Here is a 19,141-nt window from a genome sequence, read left to right as displayed (position 1 = left end):
AGCCCACTAGGCCTACAAAGTATCGTCGCCTTAACACCTTTAAGGCGTCGCAATGTAAGGCTTTTCTGGAGAGACAATGCAAACATTTAGCGTTACTGGTAGTGATGGTCTGCCACTGAGTTGTTATCAGTGGCTGCCCACTGGCGTTTCGGCTGCCAGTGCTGAGGCTGCAGGAAGCGAGCCTGCAGACAGTGAGCCTGTCAGTAACGTGCGTGCAGTGATACACATTGCTCACGGTATGAGTGAACATGCCCTGCGATACGAGCGGTTTGCGTTGGCGCTGAATGAAGCAGGTTTCGCTGTGATAGCGAACGATCACCGAGGGCATGGCCGTTCAGTTTTAAAGGATCGCGAACTGGGGCACATGGCGGATGAAGACGGTTGGCATAAAGCGGTGAATGATTTAGCCGTGGTTAATCAACACATTCAACGGCGCCTACCAAATACTCCGATTATCTTACTCGGTCATTCCATGGGCTCATTTATGACCCAAGATTATATGGCGCGTTATGGTGATACGATTTCTGCCGCGGCCCTATCGGCAACCAATGGGCCGGTGGGCGCATTGCTTAAGGTGGGCCAGATGTTAGCGCGATTTGAGCGGCGCAGGTTAGGGGCTACTGGGCATAGCCCCGTCATTTTGAGCAGGGTATTTGGTGCATACAATAAAGCGTTTAAACCCAATCGGACTGAATTTGACTGGCTCTCTAGAGATGAGGCTGAAGTCGACAAATATATCGCTGACCCTCAGTGTGGTTTTGAATGTTCTACCCAAACTTGGAACGATATGTTTACCGCATTAGGCACGATAGCGTCTGGCCACGCCCTCAAAAAAATAGATAAGACTCTGCCGATTTATGTGTTTTCAGGCACTGATGATCCCGTCGGTGAAAAAGGCAAAGGCGCTCAGCGATTACTAAACGCCTATCAAAAACAGGGGTTAACCCAGGTCACACATCAATTCTACCAAGACGGACGTCACGAATTGTTAAGCGAAACCAATCGCGATCAAGTCACCGCCGACTTTATTCAATGGGCAAAAAGCGTCTTAAACTAACGCATTAATACTTCCGTCGCTTTTCAATCCTAGCTTCCTGCTTCCTGCTTCCTGCTTCCTGCTTCCTGCTTCCTGCTTCTTAGCGCTAAGGTGCGGTAATGATTGCTTTACGCTAAAAGTGAGCAGTTCTTACGTCTTAGCTTTACCACGAACAACTTTCAATCGTCTTTGGTTTTTGGCAGGCACTTTGCTTAGGGTGGCTTAAGCCAGTATTTCTTGCCATCCCATGCATTAATTTGCGGTGGGCGCTGGTGCGAAAAAGACAAAAAACTGAGAGGAATACATGTTGCACCGAGCACTTAAGCGTAGACATTTTTTACAAGGTCTGGGGGCTGGAGCGGTCGCTGCTTCGCTAACCGGTTGTACGCAAACACCGGCAAACAAAGGCTTTGAGCGTCCATTCTCTCGAAAACCCATGGTGGCACCGAGAATATCTGCCAATAATATTATCACTGAAATTGTTGGCCATAGACCTTACAGAGCCGAAGGCTTTGTGGTTACAAGCGAACCTTTCGGTGATAAAACCCTGGTGCACAATTATGGACATGGTGGCGGTGGCGTTACCCTATCTTGGGGCTCTTCTGCATTAGCGGTCAGTGAAGTCAAAAACACTTACGTGGGTAACGCTAAGAGTAAAAAAGCAGCCATCATTGGTGGCGGTGTTATGGGGCTCACCACAGCCAGATTATTGCAAGAAGCAGGCTGGAGCGTAACCATTTATACCAAAGAAATGGCACGGCACACCACATCGCAAGTCGCAGGTGGTGAATGGGGCCCTTTCAGCGTGCATGACCCGATGGTATCTTCGGCTGCATTTAAATTGCAATTGCAACTTGCAGCGCAAATATCCCATGAAACCTTTGCTCGTATGGTCGGCGACGACTACGCGATAAAATGGACAGAGTTATATACTGCAAGCGACACCCTCCCGACGGCGGATAGTCCATTTAGTCAGTTTTACCCCTATCGACAGACTTATGGCCCTGGTGAGCATCCCTTTACTACAAATTACTGTACTGTGTCGGCAACCATGCTGGTGGAGACTGGGACTTTCTTACGTCGCTTGATTCAAGACGTCAGAGCTGCTGGTGGTGTATTTGTGATCCGTGACTTTAAAGACCAAGACGAAATACATGGGTTACAAGAGCCCGTTGTATTCAATTGCACTGGTTTAGGTTCACGTGCCTTGTTCGGTGATGAAGGGATTACCCCTGCAAAAGGCCAGTTGATATTGCTCCCACCAGACCCCGCTGTAGATTTTCTTACTGTAGGCGGTGGCAGTGGCAAGGGCCCGCTGTATATGTTTTCGCGAAATGACTACATGATCTTAGGCGGTACTTTCAAACCAGGCGATTGGTCGACGCAACCTGAGCCGCAAGAAACAGAGCGTATTTTAACTGAGAGCCAAGCGTTTTTTGCCGGGTTGTCTAAATCTTAATGCACTCAATAAAGTCTTAACGCACTCAATATAGTCTTAACACACCCAATATAGCGGGAAAAGCACTGAACAAGTCAGCGCGCCAAGTTGGTTTTCTTACTGCGCGCTGACGGACCGTTGTCGTGATAGCACGCTGATATTAGTTTACCCACAATGCACGATTCACCACCCAAAACCTGCTGCACATTGCCTAAAGCCCGCACCAGATCTCTTATAAGTCACGGTCATATCGATTAAAATTCAAGCGAATTAATTTTTTAGTAGTGGCTGAGTCTTGCGTCATGTTTTAATCAGCGGTAAACCTAGTTAGACTTAATATGATAGGCAGTAAGTTGATACGTTTTATCCTAAGATCCGCTATTTTTTCTATTTCTTCTTCGTATCAGCGCTAAATGGAATCGTGCAATGCCCTTTAACAAAGTTGATTATATTCCCAATATGCTAAACGGTGGTTACGACCCTATCGCTGCGCAAGAGCAACAAAAAATCCAAACCAAGCGATGGCAAGTACTCGTAGGTACGTTTCTTTGTGTGATGCTCTTGGCCAATCTCTTTATTTGGACCAGAGCGCCTGAGTATCAAAGTCAGGCGATTATGCATTTTGCTTACACCTCGCAAAATGCTGAAGAGCTTGATTATATAGCCCAGCAGCAACTTAGCCTTAACCAGAAACGTTTAACCAGCAACAGCACTTTACAGGCGTTATCAACTAAGCTGCGAGAAGACCATTTAATTGATCTTAATGTTCAGCAGTTACGAAATATGCTTAGCGCAACGGCCAGTGAAACAGGCAAGATAATCACCTTGCAAACTACAGGGCCGACTCCTGATTTGCTTGAGGATGTTTTACAACAATGGTTGTCGTTGTATACCTCATTATTAGAGCGAGAAAAACTGAGTAACGGCTCTGACGAAGAGCGGCAGTACCAACAGCAATTGGCGGTATTAGAGCAAAAAATCACTGAACAGAAGCACGTAGTAGAGGCGTTTTCTGAGGCCAATAATATTATCTCTTTAGAGCGTAATGAAAATATTATTCCTAATAAAATCAAAGGATTGAGCAATTCTTTAGACGAGGCTGAAGCGCAAAAAGCGCAGGCGCTAGCAGAGCTAGACAGTCTTAACGCGTCATTGGCAAGTGGTCAGCAAGTTGAGCGCCCCACGGATCGCCCAAGTATCGATGCGAACCGAGCTGTACTGCAAGCGCTAGAGGCGGAGCTGTCAGCACTGTCAGAGCAATACACACAGCAATACCTGCAACGTGATCCTGAGGTAGTAGCCAAACAACAAAAGGCGAAAGCCTTGAAAGAAGAGCTAGCAAACCAAATAGCCGACAGCCAGCTTTTATACTTGCAGGATTCTCAGCGAAATTTAGCCGCTTCAGTGGGCAAAGTGAAGCGTTTGCAAGCGCAATTAGCAGACTTTCAAAATCAAGCGCAGCAATTTAATCAAAAATTAGCTGAGTATCGACGGTTAGATGATGCCCTCAAAGACTTACAATTACAGGCGAAAACGGTAAATAATCAGCTGGTTGAACAAGAAGTATCTAAGCCGTTTGATGCCAAAATAAGCATACTCGAACCGCCCTTTACTCCAGAGTTTCCTGTGGGTCCTAACTATTGGCAAGACACTTTAATCAGCATCATTGCCGCCATTGTATGTGCTATAGCGGCATTATTATTATTTAGCTTTATTGTGCGTAGGAGTTCACCCAATTTAGGCAGCAGCAATTTTGTGGTTTTGCCCGGTGAGCAACGCGGCCAGTCTTATGCTGAATTGCAGGGGGCTCATCAGGCGCAGTTAGAGGCCAAGGCACAAGCGTTGCGCCTAGGCGAGCATCAGAGTCATCAGCCGCAAGAGAGTCATCAACCCCAGCAAGAAAACATCCGTTTACTCACCACCGACGAGTGTCAGGCCTTGTACGGGGTTGCAAATAAGCAAGCTAAGGCCGTTATCGGTTTAATGTTAAGCGGTGTCAATGCCACTGAACTGCGCCAAATTACCAAAGCTGATTGCATGGTAGGTAAAACGAAGCTGAATATAACGGGTGCATATGCGCGGCAAATACCACTCGCTGGTCAATTAATCACTGTCCTTGAACAGCTTTGCGAAGGGCTAAAGGAAGATGATTTATTATGGTTAAACCCGCTTTCAATTGAAGATTTTAATCAACTCATTATCAACGCCGCGCATGATGCTGAGCTACCTTACCCAGAACAGCTCTCTGGTGAGGTATTAAGGCATACCTATTTAACGTACTTGGTCAGCCAAGGGGTTCGATTAAACGATTTAGAGCAACTTGCTGGCTATCTCAAACCAGCCGAGTTAGGGAAATACCGGACCGTCAATCGCCACGGCAAATCAGTGGATATCGAGCAAGCAAATACGATGTTTCCCTACTTTTGAATATGCTATTTAAGTGCTATGCAAAGCAACAATGATTGGCATGATGCCCGCCCCCTGCGCAAATCCCTGTCGCGTAATATTTGCGTTAGGTAGGTTACCACTTTTCTTTTTTAGTTGTTATTTGTTACCTAATTATCTGAATTGCTTATTAAATATGCTGTTGTAGCCCTTGTGCGATGAAAGCGTTGCTCACTTGTAACAAACATGTAAGTATCGCTCGCGCGAGGAAAATAACTATAAAAAATGGAAACAGTAAAATGAAAAAAATTATTGGTGCCGCAGCACTTTTATTACTAACTACTACATCAGTTCAAGCCGATGAAGAGAAGCTCAACCCTTGGCAACAATGTGGTATTGGCGCGATGATATTCCCTGAAAACGGTGTAGCTGCCGCTATTTCAAACATCATTTGGGATCTAGGGACAACCGCGGTGACGTCTGCGAGTGCATCAGAAGACAGCTGTGATGGTGCGCGCACCAAGACTGCTATGTTCATAAATGAAACGTATAGCCAACTTGAAGATGAAATAGTTCAAGGTGAAGGCGCTCATTTGACCGCAATGATGACAATGATGAGCTGTGATGCTACTGCTGCGAGCGAAATTCGTTCAGAAGTAGCGACGAACGTATTATCAAGTGTGGCAAGTGATTCAGCGAAAGCAGAACAATTGTTCAATATTGCAGAAACGGCTTGTTCAGCTAGCTAAATCATATTCATCCTCGTTAACGGGTATCCTAGATGCCCGTTTCAAAGTGCCCCATGAAACTTGCCTTATCTATTTTAACTTTTTGCCTTTTTTTTACCGTTAGCGTAAACGCCCAAGAGCCTTGGCAATCGCGTACGTGGCAGAAACTCGTTCACTATTCTGCAAGCAGCCATATTAGTGAAATAAAGAACGCTGATTTTTTCCTAAGTACTCAGGGGAAAAATAACCCCGAGGCCGAATTTGTGGCCAGCTTAGCGCTATTAACGCCATCTAACAGAATATTCGATGAGCGAGTATGCCGCTATCCAGCCAGAGCACATTACTTGCGTTCCTTGGGCTATGATGTAGTTCATGTACCTTCTTTGTGTGACAATTTTAAACAGTGGCAAGGAGATCTCTCGAAGCAGCAGGTGAGTATTGTTTACGCCGATGGTTACCTGGGTAATCCAGCCTCATTTTATGGTCACTTGTTGTTTAAATTGAAAAGTGAAGCGTTCTCAGTAGATTTATTGAGCAATAGCTTGAATTTTGGTGCGAAAGTACCTGATAACGAAAACCCAGTAGCTTATATCTTAAAGGGGTTAGTGGGGGGATATGACGCCAAGTACAGCAGCAACCACTATTACCGCTACAATATTAACTACGCCGAAGTTGAAATGCGTGACCTTTGGCAATATACCTTAAACTTAACGTCTGACGAAAAGACAATATTGATTGCCCATGCTTGGGAGTTGCTTTTCACAGAGTATCGATATTATTTTACCCACCGCAATTGCGCTTATCATATTGCCAAAATGCTTGAGCTAGTATTAGAGCAAGACTTGATATCAAATAGGCGGCCTTTCGTATTACCCATCAGCGTATTTTCGGCTCTTGAGCAAGCCACAACGATTTCAGGTCACCCCGCCGTGCAAAAGGTAGAGCACACTCTTTCTCGCCAAGCTCGGTTCAGACAACATTTTGCTGAATTAGATGTGACGATGCAGGAGACACTAAGCGACATTGTTAATAACGCAGGCACGCTGGTGGAAGTCCAAAATTATCTTGAAGCCTTGTCATTGAAACAACAGCTGATGTTACTCGACGTTTTGCTCGACTATGTCAATTTCAGCCTAGAATTAAATAAAGATGATATCAAACTGCAGTCACTTAAAAGGAATGTTCAGCGGGCACGTATCGTTTTACCAGCCAAAAAAGTGCAGTGGAGCACACATACTGAAGTATTGCCGCACACAGGACAGAACCCCACGACGGTGCGAACTACATTAGGGCACAATAATGGCCACGAAGGCTTCGCAGAGATTATGTTTCGCCCTGCTTACTACGACATGCTAGCCCGTGGCGGTGGTATTTTACCAAACTCAGCATTATCAATGGCGGCGCTGTCAGTACGTTTAACGGATGACAATTTGGCGCTGAGTAAACTCGATTTGCTAAATATAGAAACGGTCGACACCGGTGCGACTGGTTTACCTGATGATATAGGCATTGCGTGGCAGCTGCGCTTGGGTAACGAACGTGACTATTTAGGGCCAGCAGATGTCAGCAATGAATTTTTCCTAGAAAGTGGCTTCGGTAAAGGAATTGCGATGGGGGATACTACGCTTTATGCATTGGCCGTTGGCAGAATGCAAACACCTGACTCACTGGATACACGCTTTATGATATTACCGACCTTGGGTGTTCTATGGCAAACGGATGCGTACAAAGGCTTGTGTAAAATCGTGTTTCCGATCCGCATAGACAGCAATGCTTATCGCAAAAGAATAAAAAGTACCTGTGAGGTCAGTACGTTTGCATCCAAGACAACCGATATTCGTTTCGGTATCAGTCATCATAACAATACAGAGCTTTCCTTAAGCGGCAGTTGGTATTTCTAAGCTAGACAACAAATGAGTGCTCGCTTCCTCCTGCATAGGTCTTTACCATTGTCACTTTAGTCTATTTTTTAGTGTGTAAGCATGTATGGCAATATCTGGACAGGCGTTGATACTAATTGAGTTTACGCGAGATTATCTTGCCGTTTTCTTTACCTTTGTCGCACTTTTTTATGCCGTAAAGATCACCGTAGCAAAGTACAAAAGCGGTAACGAACAAGTGTTTGCGGGAGAGCGGTTTTGCACTTCTTGGTGGAATCACACACTTTTTCGTTTATTTCGAGTCATTATTTGGATGGTTTGCTTATTCAGGTGGGGTTTTCCCGCACTTGATTACTACTTAGGCATATTCTCATTTTTGCTTGTCCCTTGCGTGTTACTGACAGGCAATATTTTACTGACCCTTGGATTTACTGTAACCATTATAGTGCATTTGAGCATGGGCGAATATTGGCGCTCAGGTGTTGACCCAACAGGACCTAGAACACTCCTTACACGGGGGTTCTTTCGCTTTTCACGCAATCCTATGTTTACTGCTATTGCGGTGGCTCAATTAGGTTTTTTTCTGGCTCTGCCCAGTGTTTTTTCGCTAATTTGCCTGCTCGTTGGCGTACTTTCATTGGTCCGACAAATCCGAGTTGAAGAAGCGCATTTGTCTCAAGCCTATCCTGTGGCATACACCGACTATTTACTCAACGTTAGGCGCTGGCTTTAGCAACAGATGCGCCATAACGGGTAAATTAAATAATCATAAAGTATCAAAATAGCGTTAATTGGTAACTAAATATTGCTAATCTAAATGATATTAATTACCATTCGCGGCCTTTGAAGTTGTCATCATTTATTAGGGCCCACCATGTATTCCAAAAGCACACACCACTGGCCAATATCAACGGCTGTTGCCACCATATTGACCGCCGCTTCTATTCCTACCTTAGCGAACGAAACCAGTGCTTCGGATAATAAGGCTGCAGTGACAGTTAGCGATGTAGAAAAGATCACTGTTTACGGTAAACATAACCAGTTGATTATGGACTCAGGCACAGCGACTAAATCGAATATGAGTTTGATGCAAACACCTGCAGCAGTCGTAGTGGTTGATAAGCTCTTAATCAACGAGCAAGCGGGTACTACCTTGCAAGAAGCGCTGCGAAATGTCAGTGGTTTATCTCAAGATGGTAATAACTACGGTGTGGGCGATAACCTTGCCATTCGCGGTTTAGGTGTTAATTATGCCTATGATGGAATGTATGGTGGTGCAGATTTAGAAAACAGCTACAACCCAACGCGTACCATGACCAATGTTGAAAGCATTGAGGTACTCAAAGGCCCTGCAACCGGTCTTTACGGCATGGGTGCTGCTGGTGGCGTGATCAACCTGATTGAGAAAAAGCCACAACAAAAAGAAGCCTATGAAATGCGCTTTGTCGTTGGTCAGTGGGACAACTACGGTGTGATGTTTGACGCAACCGGAGGCTTAGCAAAAGATACGGCTTACCGCTTAGTGGCAAACTATGAAACATCGGATGGTTATCGCGGGTTAAGCTCAGAACGTAGCGAGTTATACGCGTCATTGAGTCATGAATTTTCTGCCGATAACTCGGTGCTTTTCTCAGCGGCGTACATCGATGATGCTGTGCAGATTGACTCGATTGGCCATCCTGTACGTTTGATCGATTTGAGTTTAATCGACTCCGACTCAGGTAGCATTACCGCTGACGATCTAGCCAATGGCGACGTTGCTGACGGTGGCGTACAGCTAACGGAAGAGCAACGCCAGACTCTTGCTGATTCTCTTAGTGCAACGGACGGCTGGCAGCCAATTGACCTTGGTGATACAGGATTAATTTCGCCAATGTCGACTCCTAATGAGGGCGAAGAGCTTAGGTTAAAGGTGCGTCAAGATTTGGAGTTTGCTAACAATTGGCGTCTAACCCATCAATTTCAATATAGGAATTACACTACTGACTATATTCGTCAAACCTCTGCCTATAACTATATTTATCACAACCGAAGCGGGGTGATTAATCTTGACCCGAGAGCGCCGTTGATCATTGATGATGTGCTGTACCCGTTTGCTGCGCGCCGCCAAGAGTACCGTAATATCTCTGCTGAGGAATCGACGTGGCAATATTTCGCTGATATATCGAAAACTTGGAGTGCAGGCAGTTTACGTGGTGAACACTTAATAAGCGCTAATTACGAATATCGTGATATGACGTATACCCAATATTCAATTTGGGATGCAGACGATACTCGCAGCGATCCCGTACCGTATATATTAGATATACGTGAACCTAATTGGCCTACTGGTGAGTTTGATGATTATAACCCGTCGCTTCGCAGCAAATATGACAAGTCAGCAAAAGCTTGGGGATTGAGCCTACAAGAGGTTTTATATATTACAAACTCACTGACAGCGCGAGTAGGTGGCGCCTACAGTGGTATCAAGCAGACATACCAAAACCAATTCAGTGATGGCAATCCTGAATTTGATGCCGACGATAATGGTTTTACCTACAATGTGGGGCTGAACTACAAGGTAACTGAGCAATTTGCCGCTTTCGTGAATCAATCTAAAGGTCGCACTGCTTACAGTGTGTTAGGTAGCTTGACGGGAGATGACGACCGTCCTGACTCAGAATCTGAATCCTTTGATTTAGGCACAAGGTTTACGGCCTTTGATGAAGAACTATTAGCATCCTTAGTCTGGTTTAAAACCAGTAGAACTAACCTACGTTATTCGAACCCGCTTTTCGAAGATGATCCAGAAGATGCCTTTTATAACATTGACGTACCTGAATATTATTATGACGAACGTGATGAAACACAAGGTGTCGAGTTAGACGTCAACCTAATGCTGAATGACCAGTGGTCGATGAATTTTAACGCAACCTATCAAGATGCAGTTACTAACCCCGGCAGTCATGCATTAAGCCAAGTAGAAGAACAAACCAAGGGGATTGCACAAAAATTTGCCAGTCTATGGACAAGTTACAGCCACCAGTTTGACGGTCTTTCTTATCCAGTCAAATTCAGCATTGGGGTGAATTATGAAGATGAACGCTCAATTGCGGCATCTGCATTTGGTATTAACTATGCGATTGTTGACGCCTACGCCGTATTGGGTGGTGCAGTAACTTACGTCGGCGAGAAGTGGAACATTCAGCTTAACCTAAACAATCTTACCGACGAAACTTACTACAGTAAGGCTCTGTACTTAGGTGGTTTACCAGGTGAAAGTCGCAACGCCAAATTAACCGCATCATATCGTTTCTAACAGACTGGTTGCGACCCTACTGATGAAACATCAACTGGATGTGTCACTTCGCATGATAGTCGCCATTATTGGCGGCTACCTTGCTTCAGTGGCCTTTAGTTTTGCGTGTGTGCCCCTGTTAGTGTTGAGTCACCTATGTGACAAAAATGAAGCGGTAATGGTTAGCACTATGCTGAGCTACTTGTTTTATTTTGCGTTGATTATCATCAGTTTTTGTCGCAAGAGTAGTGTCTTACTGTGCCGCGATGTGTGTTTAATATTAAGTGTGTGCGGCGTCATCATATACGCCCTAGGTGATGTATGAAGCCTGATTTTAGAAAGTCGATGATATGGCTACATACATACTCTGGTTTAGTCTTAGGTTGGCTGTTATTTACCATTTTTTTAACGGGTACCTTAAGTTACTTTAATCCGGAAATAACCCAGTGGATGCAGCCTGAACTGCAGCACGTTGCGACCAGTAAAAATACCATTAATCGTTCACTGACAATGTTGCACGACAAAGGCGAAAACGCCGACAGATGGCGAATCTATTTGCCGAATGAACGCAATCAGAAGTGGAGCATACAATGGAGCGAAGGGCGTGATAGACATAGCCTGGATTTAGGCGCGCAAGTTGGATCTGTCATTTCCCCTCGAGAAACTGCTGGGGGTAACTTCTTTCGAGTATTTCACTATACGCTGCATCTACGAGGCTATGGCGGCCGTTACATAGCGGGTGTTGCGGCTATGTTCATGTTGGTGGCCGTGTTCAGTGGCATTTTTACCCACAGACGCTTCTTTCGCGATTTTTTCACCTTGCGTACTAACAAGTTGCAAAAGACCTTAACGGATTTTCATGCTCTTGCGGGGATTGTCACAATACCCTTTTGCATTATGATTTGCGCCAGCGGTATCATGATATATGTGATCATGTACATGCCTTGGGCCGCAGAGCATTACGCTGGTGGTGAAAGGCAGCTCAGCCGTGCGCTTAGCCCTGGTTTAAGTCCAGTTTCTGCTGTTCGAACAGCCCCAGTGTCATCCGCATCTGGGTCACAGTCGTCATTAACTTCCTCTTCTAAGCAGGGGACAAGTTTTCAGCCATTGCGAGATTTTTCAGCGATACAAGCCCAGGTGAATCAACAATGGGCTGGGCAACATCAAATTGACGTCATTACCTTTGAGCAACCTTATAACGAAAATGGCCGAGTCATTGTTCAGCGCGTTAATGAACATACTCTGTCTTATCAGACTGAGCGCTTGGTTTTTTCAGCCCTCACCGGTCATGCTTTAACCGGCTACCCGCCGGTCAGCACCGCGGCCAGTGTACGAAGAGTATTTTTCGGTCTGCATGAAGCGCACTTTGCAGGCATTGGTTTGCGCTGGCTATTATTCCTGCTCGGTCTTCTATCTACTGCGCTTATTGGCACTGGTTTGGTCATTTGGCTAAACAAGCGTCTAGCCAAGATAAAAACACGTCATACTGGGCATACCATCGTCGAGCGGCTCAATATTGCCACGCTCTGCGGACTGCCGTTAGCTATCATTGCCTATTTTCTTGGTAATCGGCTCATTCCTATTGCTATCGAAAATCGAGCCGCCCTTGAGGTACAGGTTTTTCTTTGGGGCTGGTTGGGGTGCTTGCTACACAGTTTAATACGCGACTCACGAAGGGCGTGGGAGGAGCAACTGTTTACCATCGCTTTCTTGTGCTTGTTATTGCCTTTGGTCGATGTGTACCAAGAGCATACGCGCTTACTTGAAGCCTTAATGAATGGCAATATCATCTACATAGGGTTTTGTTTGTGCACACTTACCTGTGGCGCTATTTCACTTAGAACAGCATGTTGGTTACGTGCAAAGACGCGTTTAAGTGCAACCACCTTAGGTCAGAAAACATGTTGTTAGCCTTTGCTTTACAGTTATTTTCATTGCTGTGCTTGTCATTCGATATGGACAAACATGCGAAGCCTGTGTGGGTGAAAAAAATTAAAAAACACGGGAAATATCGACTGTCAGCTCTAGGGTGGGTGAGTATGCTTTGCTCATTTAGCTGGGTATTTGTCACCCAAAACAATCTTCCTATTAATGTAGTAAATTGGCTGGCCTATCTGTCGCTTAATGTACTCTTAACTGCTTTATTACATGCCTATTTAGCAAAACGTGTAGCGCATTAACGTTTTACATACTTACTTACATTTAACCCTGCTCTAGGCCCTGTATTTCCTGCCACTTAGGGCGTTTCATTGGTGTAGGTTAACCCTACCTTAACCCTCTGTTTGTTATTATTTTGGCCATTATAGGCAATGACGACATTCAATGGTTATCCATCGATGGAACGTTTGTCTTTTGCCTCACGTTTTTAATTTATCACGAGGAACGCTTTACCATGAAATACTTAACGTGTATTGGGGGACTGTTATTAGCCTCTGTCTTGCTAAGTGGATGCCAGCAAGAAACAACTCAGCCCCAGCCTCAGGCTGGGCGTGTCACTGAAGTTGCTTATCTCACCGTGACCCCTACCGAGTATAAAATTGACACCCAAATGCAAGGTAGAGTGGTGGCCTCGTTGACGGCTGAAGTGCGTCCACAGGTTGGCGGTATTATGCAAGAGCGCCTATTTACTGAGGGCGAGTTCGTAGAAGAAGGTGACGTTCTGTACCAAATCGAGCCTGCGACCTTTCAAGCTGCCGTCAATGAAGCTAAGGCAAATTTAAACAGTGCTAAAGCAACCGTTGCAACCGCCAAGCTCAAAGATCAGCGTTTCGCTGACCTTTTGAAATTTGAAGGTGTGTCGCAACAAGATGCAGACGATGCTCATGCAACGTATTTAGAAGCAAAAGCCGATATTGAACGTTTTGAAGCTGCTTTAGAAACAGCGCGCATCAACCTTGAGTTTAGCAAAGTAAAAGCACCCATCTCAGGACGGATTGGTATTTCAAATGTTACCCCTGGATCATTGGTCACGGCATCACAAACGACGGCCTTGTCGACAATTCGTACATTAGACCCCATTTATGTGGACATGATCAAAAGCAGTACAGAGATCTTGAAATTACGTCAATTGTTAGCCAAAGCAGATATTAAAAAAGGCTCTACGGATGTTTCTCTGCTTCTTGAAGATGGCAGTGAATACGAGCTAAAAGGCCAGCTGAAAATGCAAGAAGTAGCGGTTGATGCTTCAACAGGTGCCGTGACGCTAAGAGCTGAATTCCCTAACCCTGACGGTGTGTTATTGCCAGGTATGTTTGTGCGTACTCGCGTTAATGAAGCGGTTGACGACAACGCTATTCTCGTGCCCCAGCAAGGTGTTTACCATAACCCAGCAGGTGAAGCTTATGCTTACGTCATTGACGAGGACAACAAGGTACAGTCGCGCGTGGTGGAAACCATCAGTGCAGTTGGTAACAAATGGTTTATCAGCTCAGGTTTGAAGGCGGGTGACAAACTATTGGTAGAAGGCTCAAGCAAGGTTGGCCCCGGCAGTGAAGTGAAAACGGTAGAAGTGCAAATGCAAAGTAACGGTAAGATGGTTGCTGTTGCAGCTCAATCAGGAAATTCGTCCGCTGCGCCGTCTTCTGCACCTTCTGCTGTAAAAGGGGGCGTGTAAAACATGTTTGCACGTTTCTTTATTGACCGCCCAGTTTTTGCCTGGGTTATATCGATTATCATCATGCTTACGGGTATCGCGTCGATTATGTCGCTGCCTATTGCACAATATCCTACTGTAGCCCCCCCCGTGATTTCGGTAAGTACGACTTACACTGGGGCGGATGCTGAAACTGTTGAAAACAGTGTGACGCAAATTTTAGAGCAGCAATTAACAGGATTAGATGGGCTGCTATATTTCTCATCTTCGAGTACATCTGATGGCTCTGCGTCAGTAAATGTCACGTTTGAAGAGGGCACAGATGCTGATTTTGCCCAAGTTCAGGTACAGAATAAGGTACAACAAGTGACCTCGCGCTTGCCCGAATCGGTGCAGTCTCAAGGGGTAACAGTAACCAAGTCCAATACAGATTTCTTGTTGGTTACAGCGGTATACGACACCACCGACAAAGCCTCAGCGTTTGATATCTCTGATTATATTTCTTCCAGTATGGAAGATTCGCTGGCACGAATAGATGGCGTAGGAGACACCCGTGTATTTGGCTCACAGTACGCCATGCGTATCTGGCTAGACCCAACTAAATTGGCTGCCTATGAATTGATGCCCTCGGATATTACCACTGCACTTGCAGCGCAAAACATACAAGTGCCCGCGGGTAAAATTGGCGCAGTCCCATCCCTTGATAATCAAGAGCTAAACGCCACGGTAACTGCGCAATCAATGTTAGAAACGCCTGACCAGTTTCGCGATATTATTTTAAAATCAGATGCCAGTGGCGCCAGTGTGCGCTTAGGTGACGTAGCACGTGTTGAGATTGGCAGTGAAAGTTACGATGCTATACCGCGCTTAAACGGTCACCCAGCATCAGGTATCGCTGTAATGCTAACACCCGGTGCGAATGCACTTGATACCGCCACACGCGTCAAAGACAAAGTTGCCGAACTTGCTCTTAATTTACCTGAAGGGTATGAGGTTACTTTTCCCCGGGACAGTACGGATTTCATAAAAATCTCTATCAGTGAAGTGGTGCAAACATTGGCCGAAGCCGTGGTATTGGTGGTACTGGTAATGTGGTTGTTCCTACAAAACTGGCGCGCCACGTTGATCCCCGCCATTGCAGTGCCGGTGGTGTTATTGGGCACGTTTGGCGTGTTAGCGGCGTTTGGCTTTTCAATTAACACCTTAACCATGTTTGGTATTGTGCTCTCTATTGGCTTGCTGGTAGATGATGCCATAGTGGTGGTGGAAAACGTTGAGCGCCTAATGCGTGAGAAAAACCTTTCGCCCCGAGATGCGACCATCGAATCTATGTCTGAAATTAGCGGTGCTTTGATTGGGATCGCGGTGGTATTGTCAGCGGTATTCTTACCCATGGCCTTTTTTGGCGGCTCAACAGGGGTCATTTACAAGCAATTCTCCATCGCGATAGTGTCATCTATGACCCTGTCAGTAATTGTGGCCTTGACCTTGAGCCCCACATTGTGTGCCAGTTTCCTGACTCATAAAGAACATAGTTCTAAAGGTAAAGGCTTCTTTGCGCGCTTCAATCGTATGTTCGACAAGTTAACGGCGTCGTATACCAGCCAGGTAGGGAAAATAATTACCCGTAAAGTGCGCTGGGTATTAGGGTATGGCGTTATTATCGTGGTGTTAGGGTTATTAGTGGTACGTATGCCGACAGGATTCTTACCCCAAGAGGACCAAGGCAGCATAATGTTTCAAGTGAATATGCCAGTTGGCGCATCAATATCCAGAACGCGGGATGTCTCTGAGCAGGTAGAGCAATACTTGCTTGAAAATGAGTCTGAGGACATTCAACGGGTCTTTAGTATTTCTGGTTTTAACTTCTCCGGTAGTGGCCAAAATGCCGGCATGGGCTTTGTGTCGTTAACGCCATGGGATGATAGAACTGAAGACGACCAAAGTGCTGATGCGCTGATTGGGCGCATGAATAAGAATCTATCCACAATACGTGACGCAAGTATATTTGCTTTGTCGCAGCCTGTTATTCAAGGCTTAGGACAAAGTAATGGTTTTACCTTTGAATTGCAGGCGGCTCCTGGCACAAGTCGAGATGAACTCACGACCTTGAAAGACCAATTCATGGCCGCTGCAAGGCAAAGTGAGCTGCTGATGGGGGTGCGCGAAGGGGCACTGAGTAACACCCCTCAACTAAAAATAGACATAGATTACGGCAAAGCGACGTCCCTTGGATTATCGCTGGCGGATGTGTCTAACACCTTGACTGCTGCGTGGGCGGGCTCCTACGTAAATGATTTTATCGATGATGGCCGAGTGAAAAAGGTGTATATCGAAAGTGATGCGCAGTACCGCTCTAAACCAGAAGATTTGAATGACTGGTATGTGCGAGGGCAAAACGCGGATGGTGAAACCACTATGACGTCATTTTCAGCCTTTAGCACTTCGTCTTGGTCTAGTGCACCACAAAGTTTGTCACGTTTTAACGGTATTGCTTCGTATCAAATACAAGGCTCAGCCGCCAGCGGCGTAAGCTCAGGTCAGGCAATGACTGAATTAGAGCGACTAGTTCAAGAAGTGGGACAAGGGAAGTTAAGCTTCGCTTGGAGTGGTTTGTCTTATCAAGAAAAGCTCTCAAGCGGTCAGTCCACTATGTTATATGCGATATCGATTTTGGTGGTGTTCTTAGCCCTTGCTGCACTCTATGAAAGCTGGTCTGTGCCTTTATCAGTCATATTGGTTATTCCACTTGGGGTGGTGGGTGCTGCGCTGGCTTCAACCCTGCGCGGGCTTGAAAACGATATTTACTTTCAAGTGGCCTTGTTGACCACCATAGGGTTGGCCTCTAAAAACGCCATACTCATAGTTGAGTTTGCTGAAGCGTCTTATCAAAAAGGTATGTCGTTAGTAGGTTCTGCTGTTGAAGCCGCTAAGCTTCGCTTACGCCCGATCATCATGACTTCGCTGGCCTTTATGTTTGGTATTTTGCCGTTGGCAATTTCATCTGGTGCTGGCGCGAACAGTCGAATTTCAATCGGTACCGGTATTTTAGGCGGCACGCTTACGGCGACGATTTTCGGGATTTTCTTTGTCCCTTTATTCTTTGTGATCATTCGCGGGATCTTCTCAAAAAGACGCCCTGTTTATCATGATGAGACTAAAAAAATGGAGAATGCCCGTGATTAAGTTAACCTCTGGCACTATACGCCCAGCATTATTATCAGTGGTGTGTGCCATCGCATTGGCAGGGTGTAGCTCGATGGCACCAGACTACGAACGCTCGGAATTACCCATAGCGAGCGATTGGGCGCAACAGCAAAGCAAAACACTGGAGCAAACGTCAGGGTTAACATCGCAAAAAGCGGCTGAGTTACCTTGGAGGCAATTTATTCACGAGCCTCGCTTAACCCAAGTGATAGAGCTGGCGCTTAGCAGCAACAGAAGTTTACGTGAAACTTTGGCTGACGTTGAATCAGCTCGTGCTACCTATCGTATTCAAAAAGCAGATCTATACCCGCAGATAACTGCAGGATTAAGTGGTACACGAGCGAAATCATCTGATGGCGACATTTCAACCTTGTATCAGGCAGAAGCGGGTCTGAGTGGTTACGAGATTGACTTATTCGGTAAAAACCGCAGCTTGAGCGAAGCGGATATGCAAAGTTACTTAGCCAGTGCTGAAACCGCTAAGGCAGCACAGATTGCCTTAATTGGGGAAGTGGCCAATGCTTGGTTGACGCTTGCATCTGACAGCAGTTTGCTCAGCCTTGCAAAAGAAACAGCGGCCAACGCGCAAAAAACAATGGAGATCACCCAAAAACGCTTGGAGTTAGGAGTTGATTCTAAGATTGATTTGGCCAGTGCACAGACCGTATATCATACAGCTCGCTCTGATATTGCCAGTTTCAACACCCAAGTAGAACAAGATATCAATGCTTTGCGCTTATTGGTTGGTCAGCAAATTGATGCCACAGTGTTGCCCAGTGCGTTACCGGATGATGCCGATTTCGTGAGTGATGTTCCAGCTGGGCTATCGTCTGATGTGTTATTACAACGACCCGATGTACTTTCAGCAGAGCACGATTTGAAATCAGCAAATGCAGATATCGGTGCCGCTAGAGCCGCATTTTTCCCGTCTTTATCGTTAACAGCTACAGGTGGGTTAGCAAGCTCGGTGTTAGCGGATATCTTCAGTGGTGGCGCAAGCTCAATCTGGACATTGGCGCCGAGTTTGAACATTCCTATTTTCACTGGCGGTGCGAACGATGCCCAATTGGCGTTTACCCAGGCTCAAAAACAGAAATTCTTAGCGGCTTATGAATATACGATTCAAAGTGCGTTTTCAGAAGTGGCTGATGCCTTAGCGCGCAATGCGACCATTCAGGAACAACTCGATGCACAAGAGGCATTGGTTGCAGCAGCAACACGCAGCTATGACTTATCACTTGCGCGGTATAAAGGTGGCGTGGACAGTTTCCAAAATGCACTAGAGGCGCAGCGTACTATGTACAGTGCGAGTCAAACATTGATTAGTACTCGCCAAACAGATCTCGTCAACAGGGTTACTCTATATCGCGTATTAGGTGGTGGCTTAGCTGATACTGGCAACGCTGATGTTGTGGCCAATAACGCGGATTATAATCCTTAAAGTAAATAGGCTTAATCTAGCTTGGTGTGGCAAAGTATGACGGTGACCCCAGTCTTTTTTGCTGAATTCGGGGAGGTTAACAACTCGAATTTGGCGATTAAGACGAATTAAATATTCTAATTTTTTAAATTTATTTATATTTTTTACTTAAATATCG

The 19,141-nt window shown here is 45.7% G+C and carries 13 protein-coding genes; all 13 read left to right on the top strand.

The window, feature by feature from the left end:
- Positions 1-76 precede the first annotated feature (76 nt).
- The 13 genes from AC0VYA_RS19280 to AC0VYA_RS19220 all read left to right on the top strand — a co-directional run bounded on the left by AC0VYA_RS19280 (position 77) and on the right by AC0VYA_RS19220 (position 18,984).
- Positions 77-1,057: a lysophospholipase gene (locus AC0VYA_RS19280; protein ID WP_475489343.1), complete on the top strand. Its 981-nt coding sequence runs from the start codon at positions 77-79 to the stop codon at positions 1,055-1,057.
- A 283-nt stretch (positions 1,058-1,340) separates the two neighbouring features.
- Positions 1,341-2,495, top strand: a complete 1,155-nt coding sequence (locus tag AC0VYA_RS19275; RefSeq protein ID WP_475489342.1) for an FAD-dependent oxidoreductase — start codon at positions 1,341-1,343, stop codon at positions 2,493-2,495.
- A 405-nt stretch (positions 2,496-2,900) separates the two neighbouring features.
- A complete protein-coding gene (locus AC0VYA_RS19270; protein WP_475489341.1) occupies positions 2,901-4,901 on the top strand; it encodes a tyrosine-type recombinase/integrase in 2,001 nt (666 codons plus the stop codon).
- A 257-nt stretch (positions 4,902-5,158) separates the two neighbouring features.
- Entirely contained in the window at positions 5,159-5,608 is a 450-nt protein-coding gene (locus AC0VYA_RS19265) for a DUF3015 family protein (protein ID WP_041714108.1), read from the top strand.
- Between the two features lie 53 nt (positions 5,609-5,661).
- Positions 5,662-7,488, top strand: coding sequence for an Lnb N-terminal periplasmic domain-containing protein (locus tag AC0VYA_RS19260; RefSeq protein WP_475489340.1), 1,827 nt, complete (start codon positions 5,662-5,664; stop codon positions 7,486-7,488).
- Positions 7,489-7,573: 85 nt separating this feature from the next.
- On the top strand, positions 7,574-8,200 hold the full coding sequence (locus tag AC0VYA_RS19255; RefSeq protein ID WP_475489339.1) for a methyltransferase family protein: 627 nt from the start codon (positions 7,574-7,576) through the stop codon (positions 8,198-8,200).
- Between the two features lie 141 nt (positions 8,201-8,341).
- Positions 8,342-10,765, top strand: coding sequence for a TonB-dependent receptor (locus AC0VYA_RS19250; protein ID WP_475489338.1), 2,424 nt, complete (start codon positions 8,342-8,344; stop codon positions 10,763-10,765).
- A gap of 22 nt (positions 10,766-10,787) precedes the next feature.
- Positions 10,788-11,069, top strand: coding sequence for a hypothetical protein (locus AC0VYA_RS19245; protein WP_473476348.1), 282 nt, complete (start codon positions 10,788-10,790; stop codon positions 11,067-11,069).
- Positions 11,066-12,655, top strand: a complete 1,590-nt coding sequence (locus AC0VYA_RS19240) for a PepSY-associated TM helix domain-containing protein (RefSeq protein ID WP_475489337.1) — start codon at positions 11,066-11,068, stop codon at positions 12,653-12,655. The genes AC0VYA_RS19245 and AC0VYA_RS19240 overlap by 4 nt, the downstream gene beginning before the upstream one ends.
- Entirely contained in the window at positions 12,646-12,924 is a 279-nt protein-coding gene (locus AC0VYA_RS19235; RefSeq protein ID WP_475489336.1) for a DUF3325 domain-containing protein, read from the top strand. Before AC0VYA_RS19240 ends, AC0VYA_RS19235 begins: the two co-directional genes overlap by 10 nt.
- A gap of 212 nt (positions 12,925-13,136) precedes the next feature.
- Entirely contained in the window at positions 13,137-14,357 is a 1,221-nt protein-coding gene (locus AC0VYA_RS19230) for an efflux RND transporter periplasmic adaptor subunit (RefSeq protein ID WP_475489335.1), read from the top strand.
- Between the two features lie 3 nt (positions 14,358-14,360).
- Complete coding sequence (locus AC0VYA_RS19225) at positions 14,361-17,522, top strand: efflux RND transporter permease subunit (protein WP_475489334.1); 3,162 nt, start codon at positions 14,361-14,363, stop codon at positions 17,520-17,522.
- A gap of 73 nt (positions 17,523-17,595) precedes the next feature.
- Complete coding sequence (locus AC0VYA_RS19220; RefSeq protein ID WP_475491098.1) at positions 17,596-18,984, top strand: efflux transporter outer membrane subunit; 1,389 nt, start codon at positions 17,596-17,598, stop codon at positions 18,982-18,984.
- Positions 18,985-19,141 lie beyond the last annotated feature (157 nt).

This window comes from Paraglaciecola sp. QJM3NY_14 (genome assembly GCF_056173245.1).
Note: the sequence above shows the minus strand (reverse complement) of the source record. Positions and strands in the feature narration are given on the sequence as shown.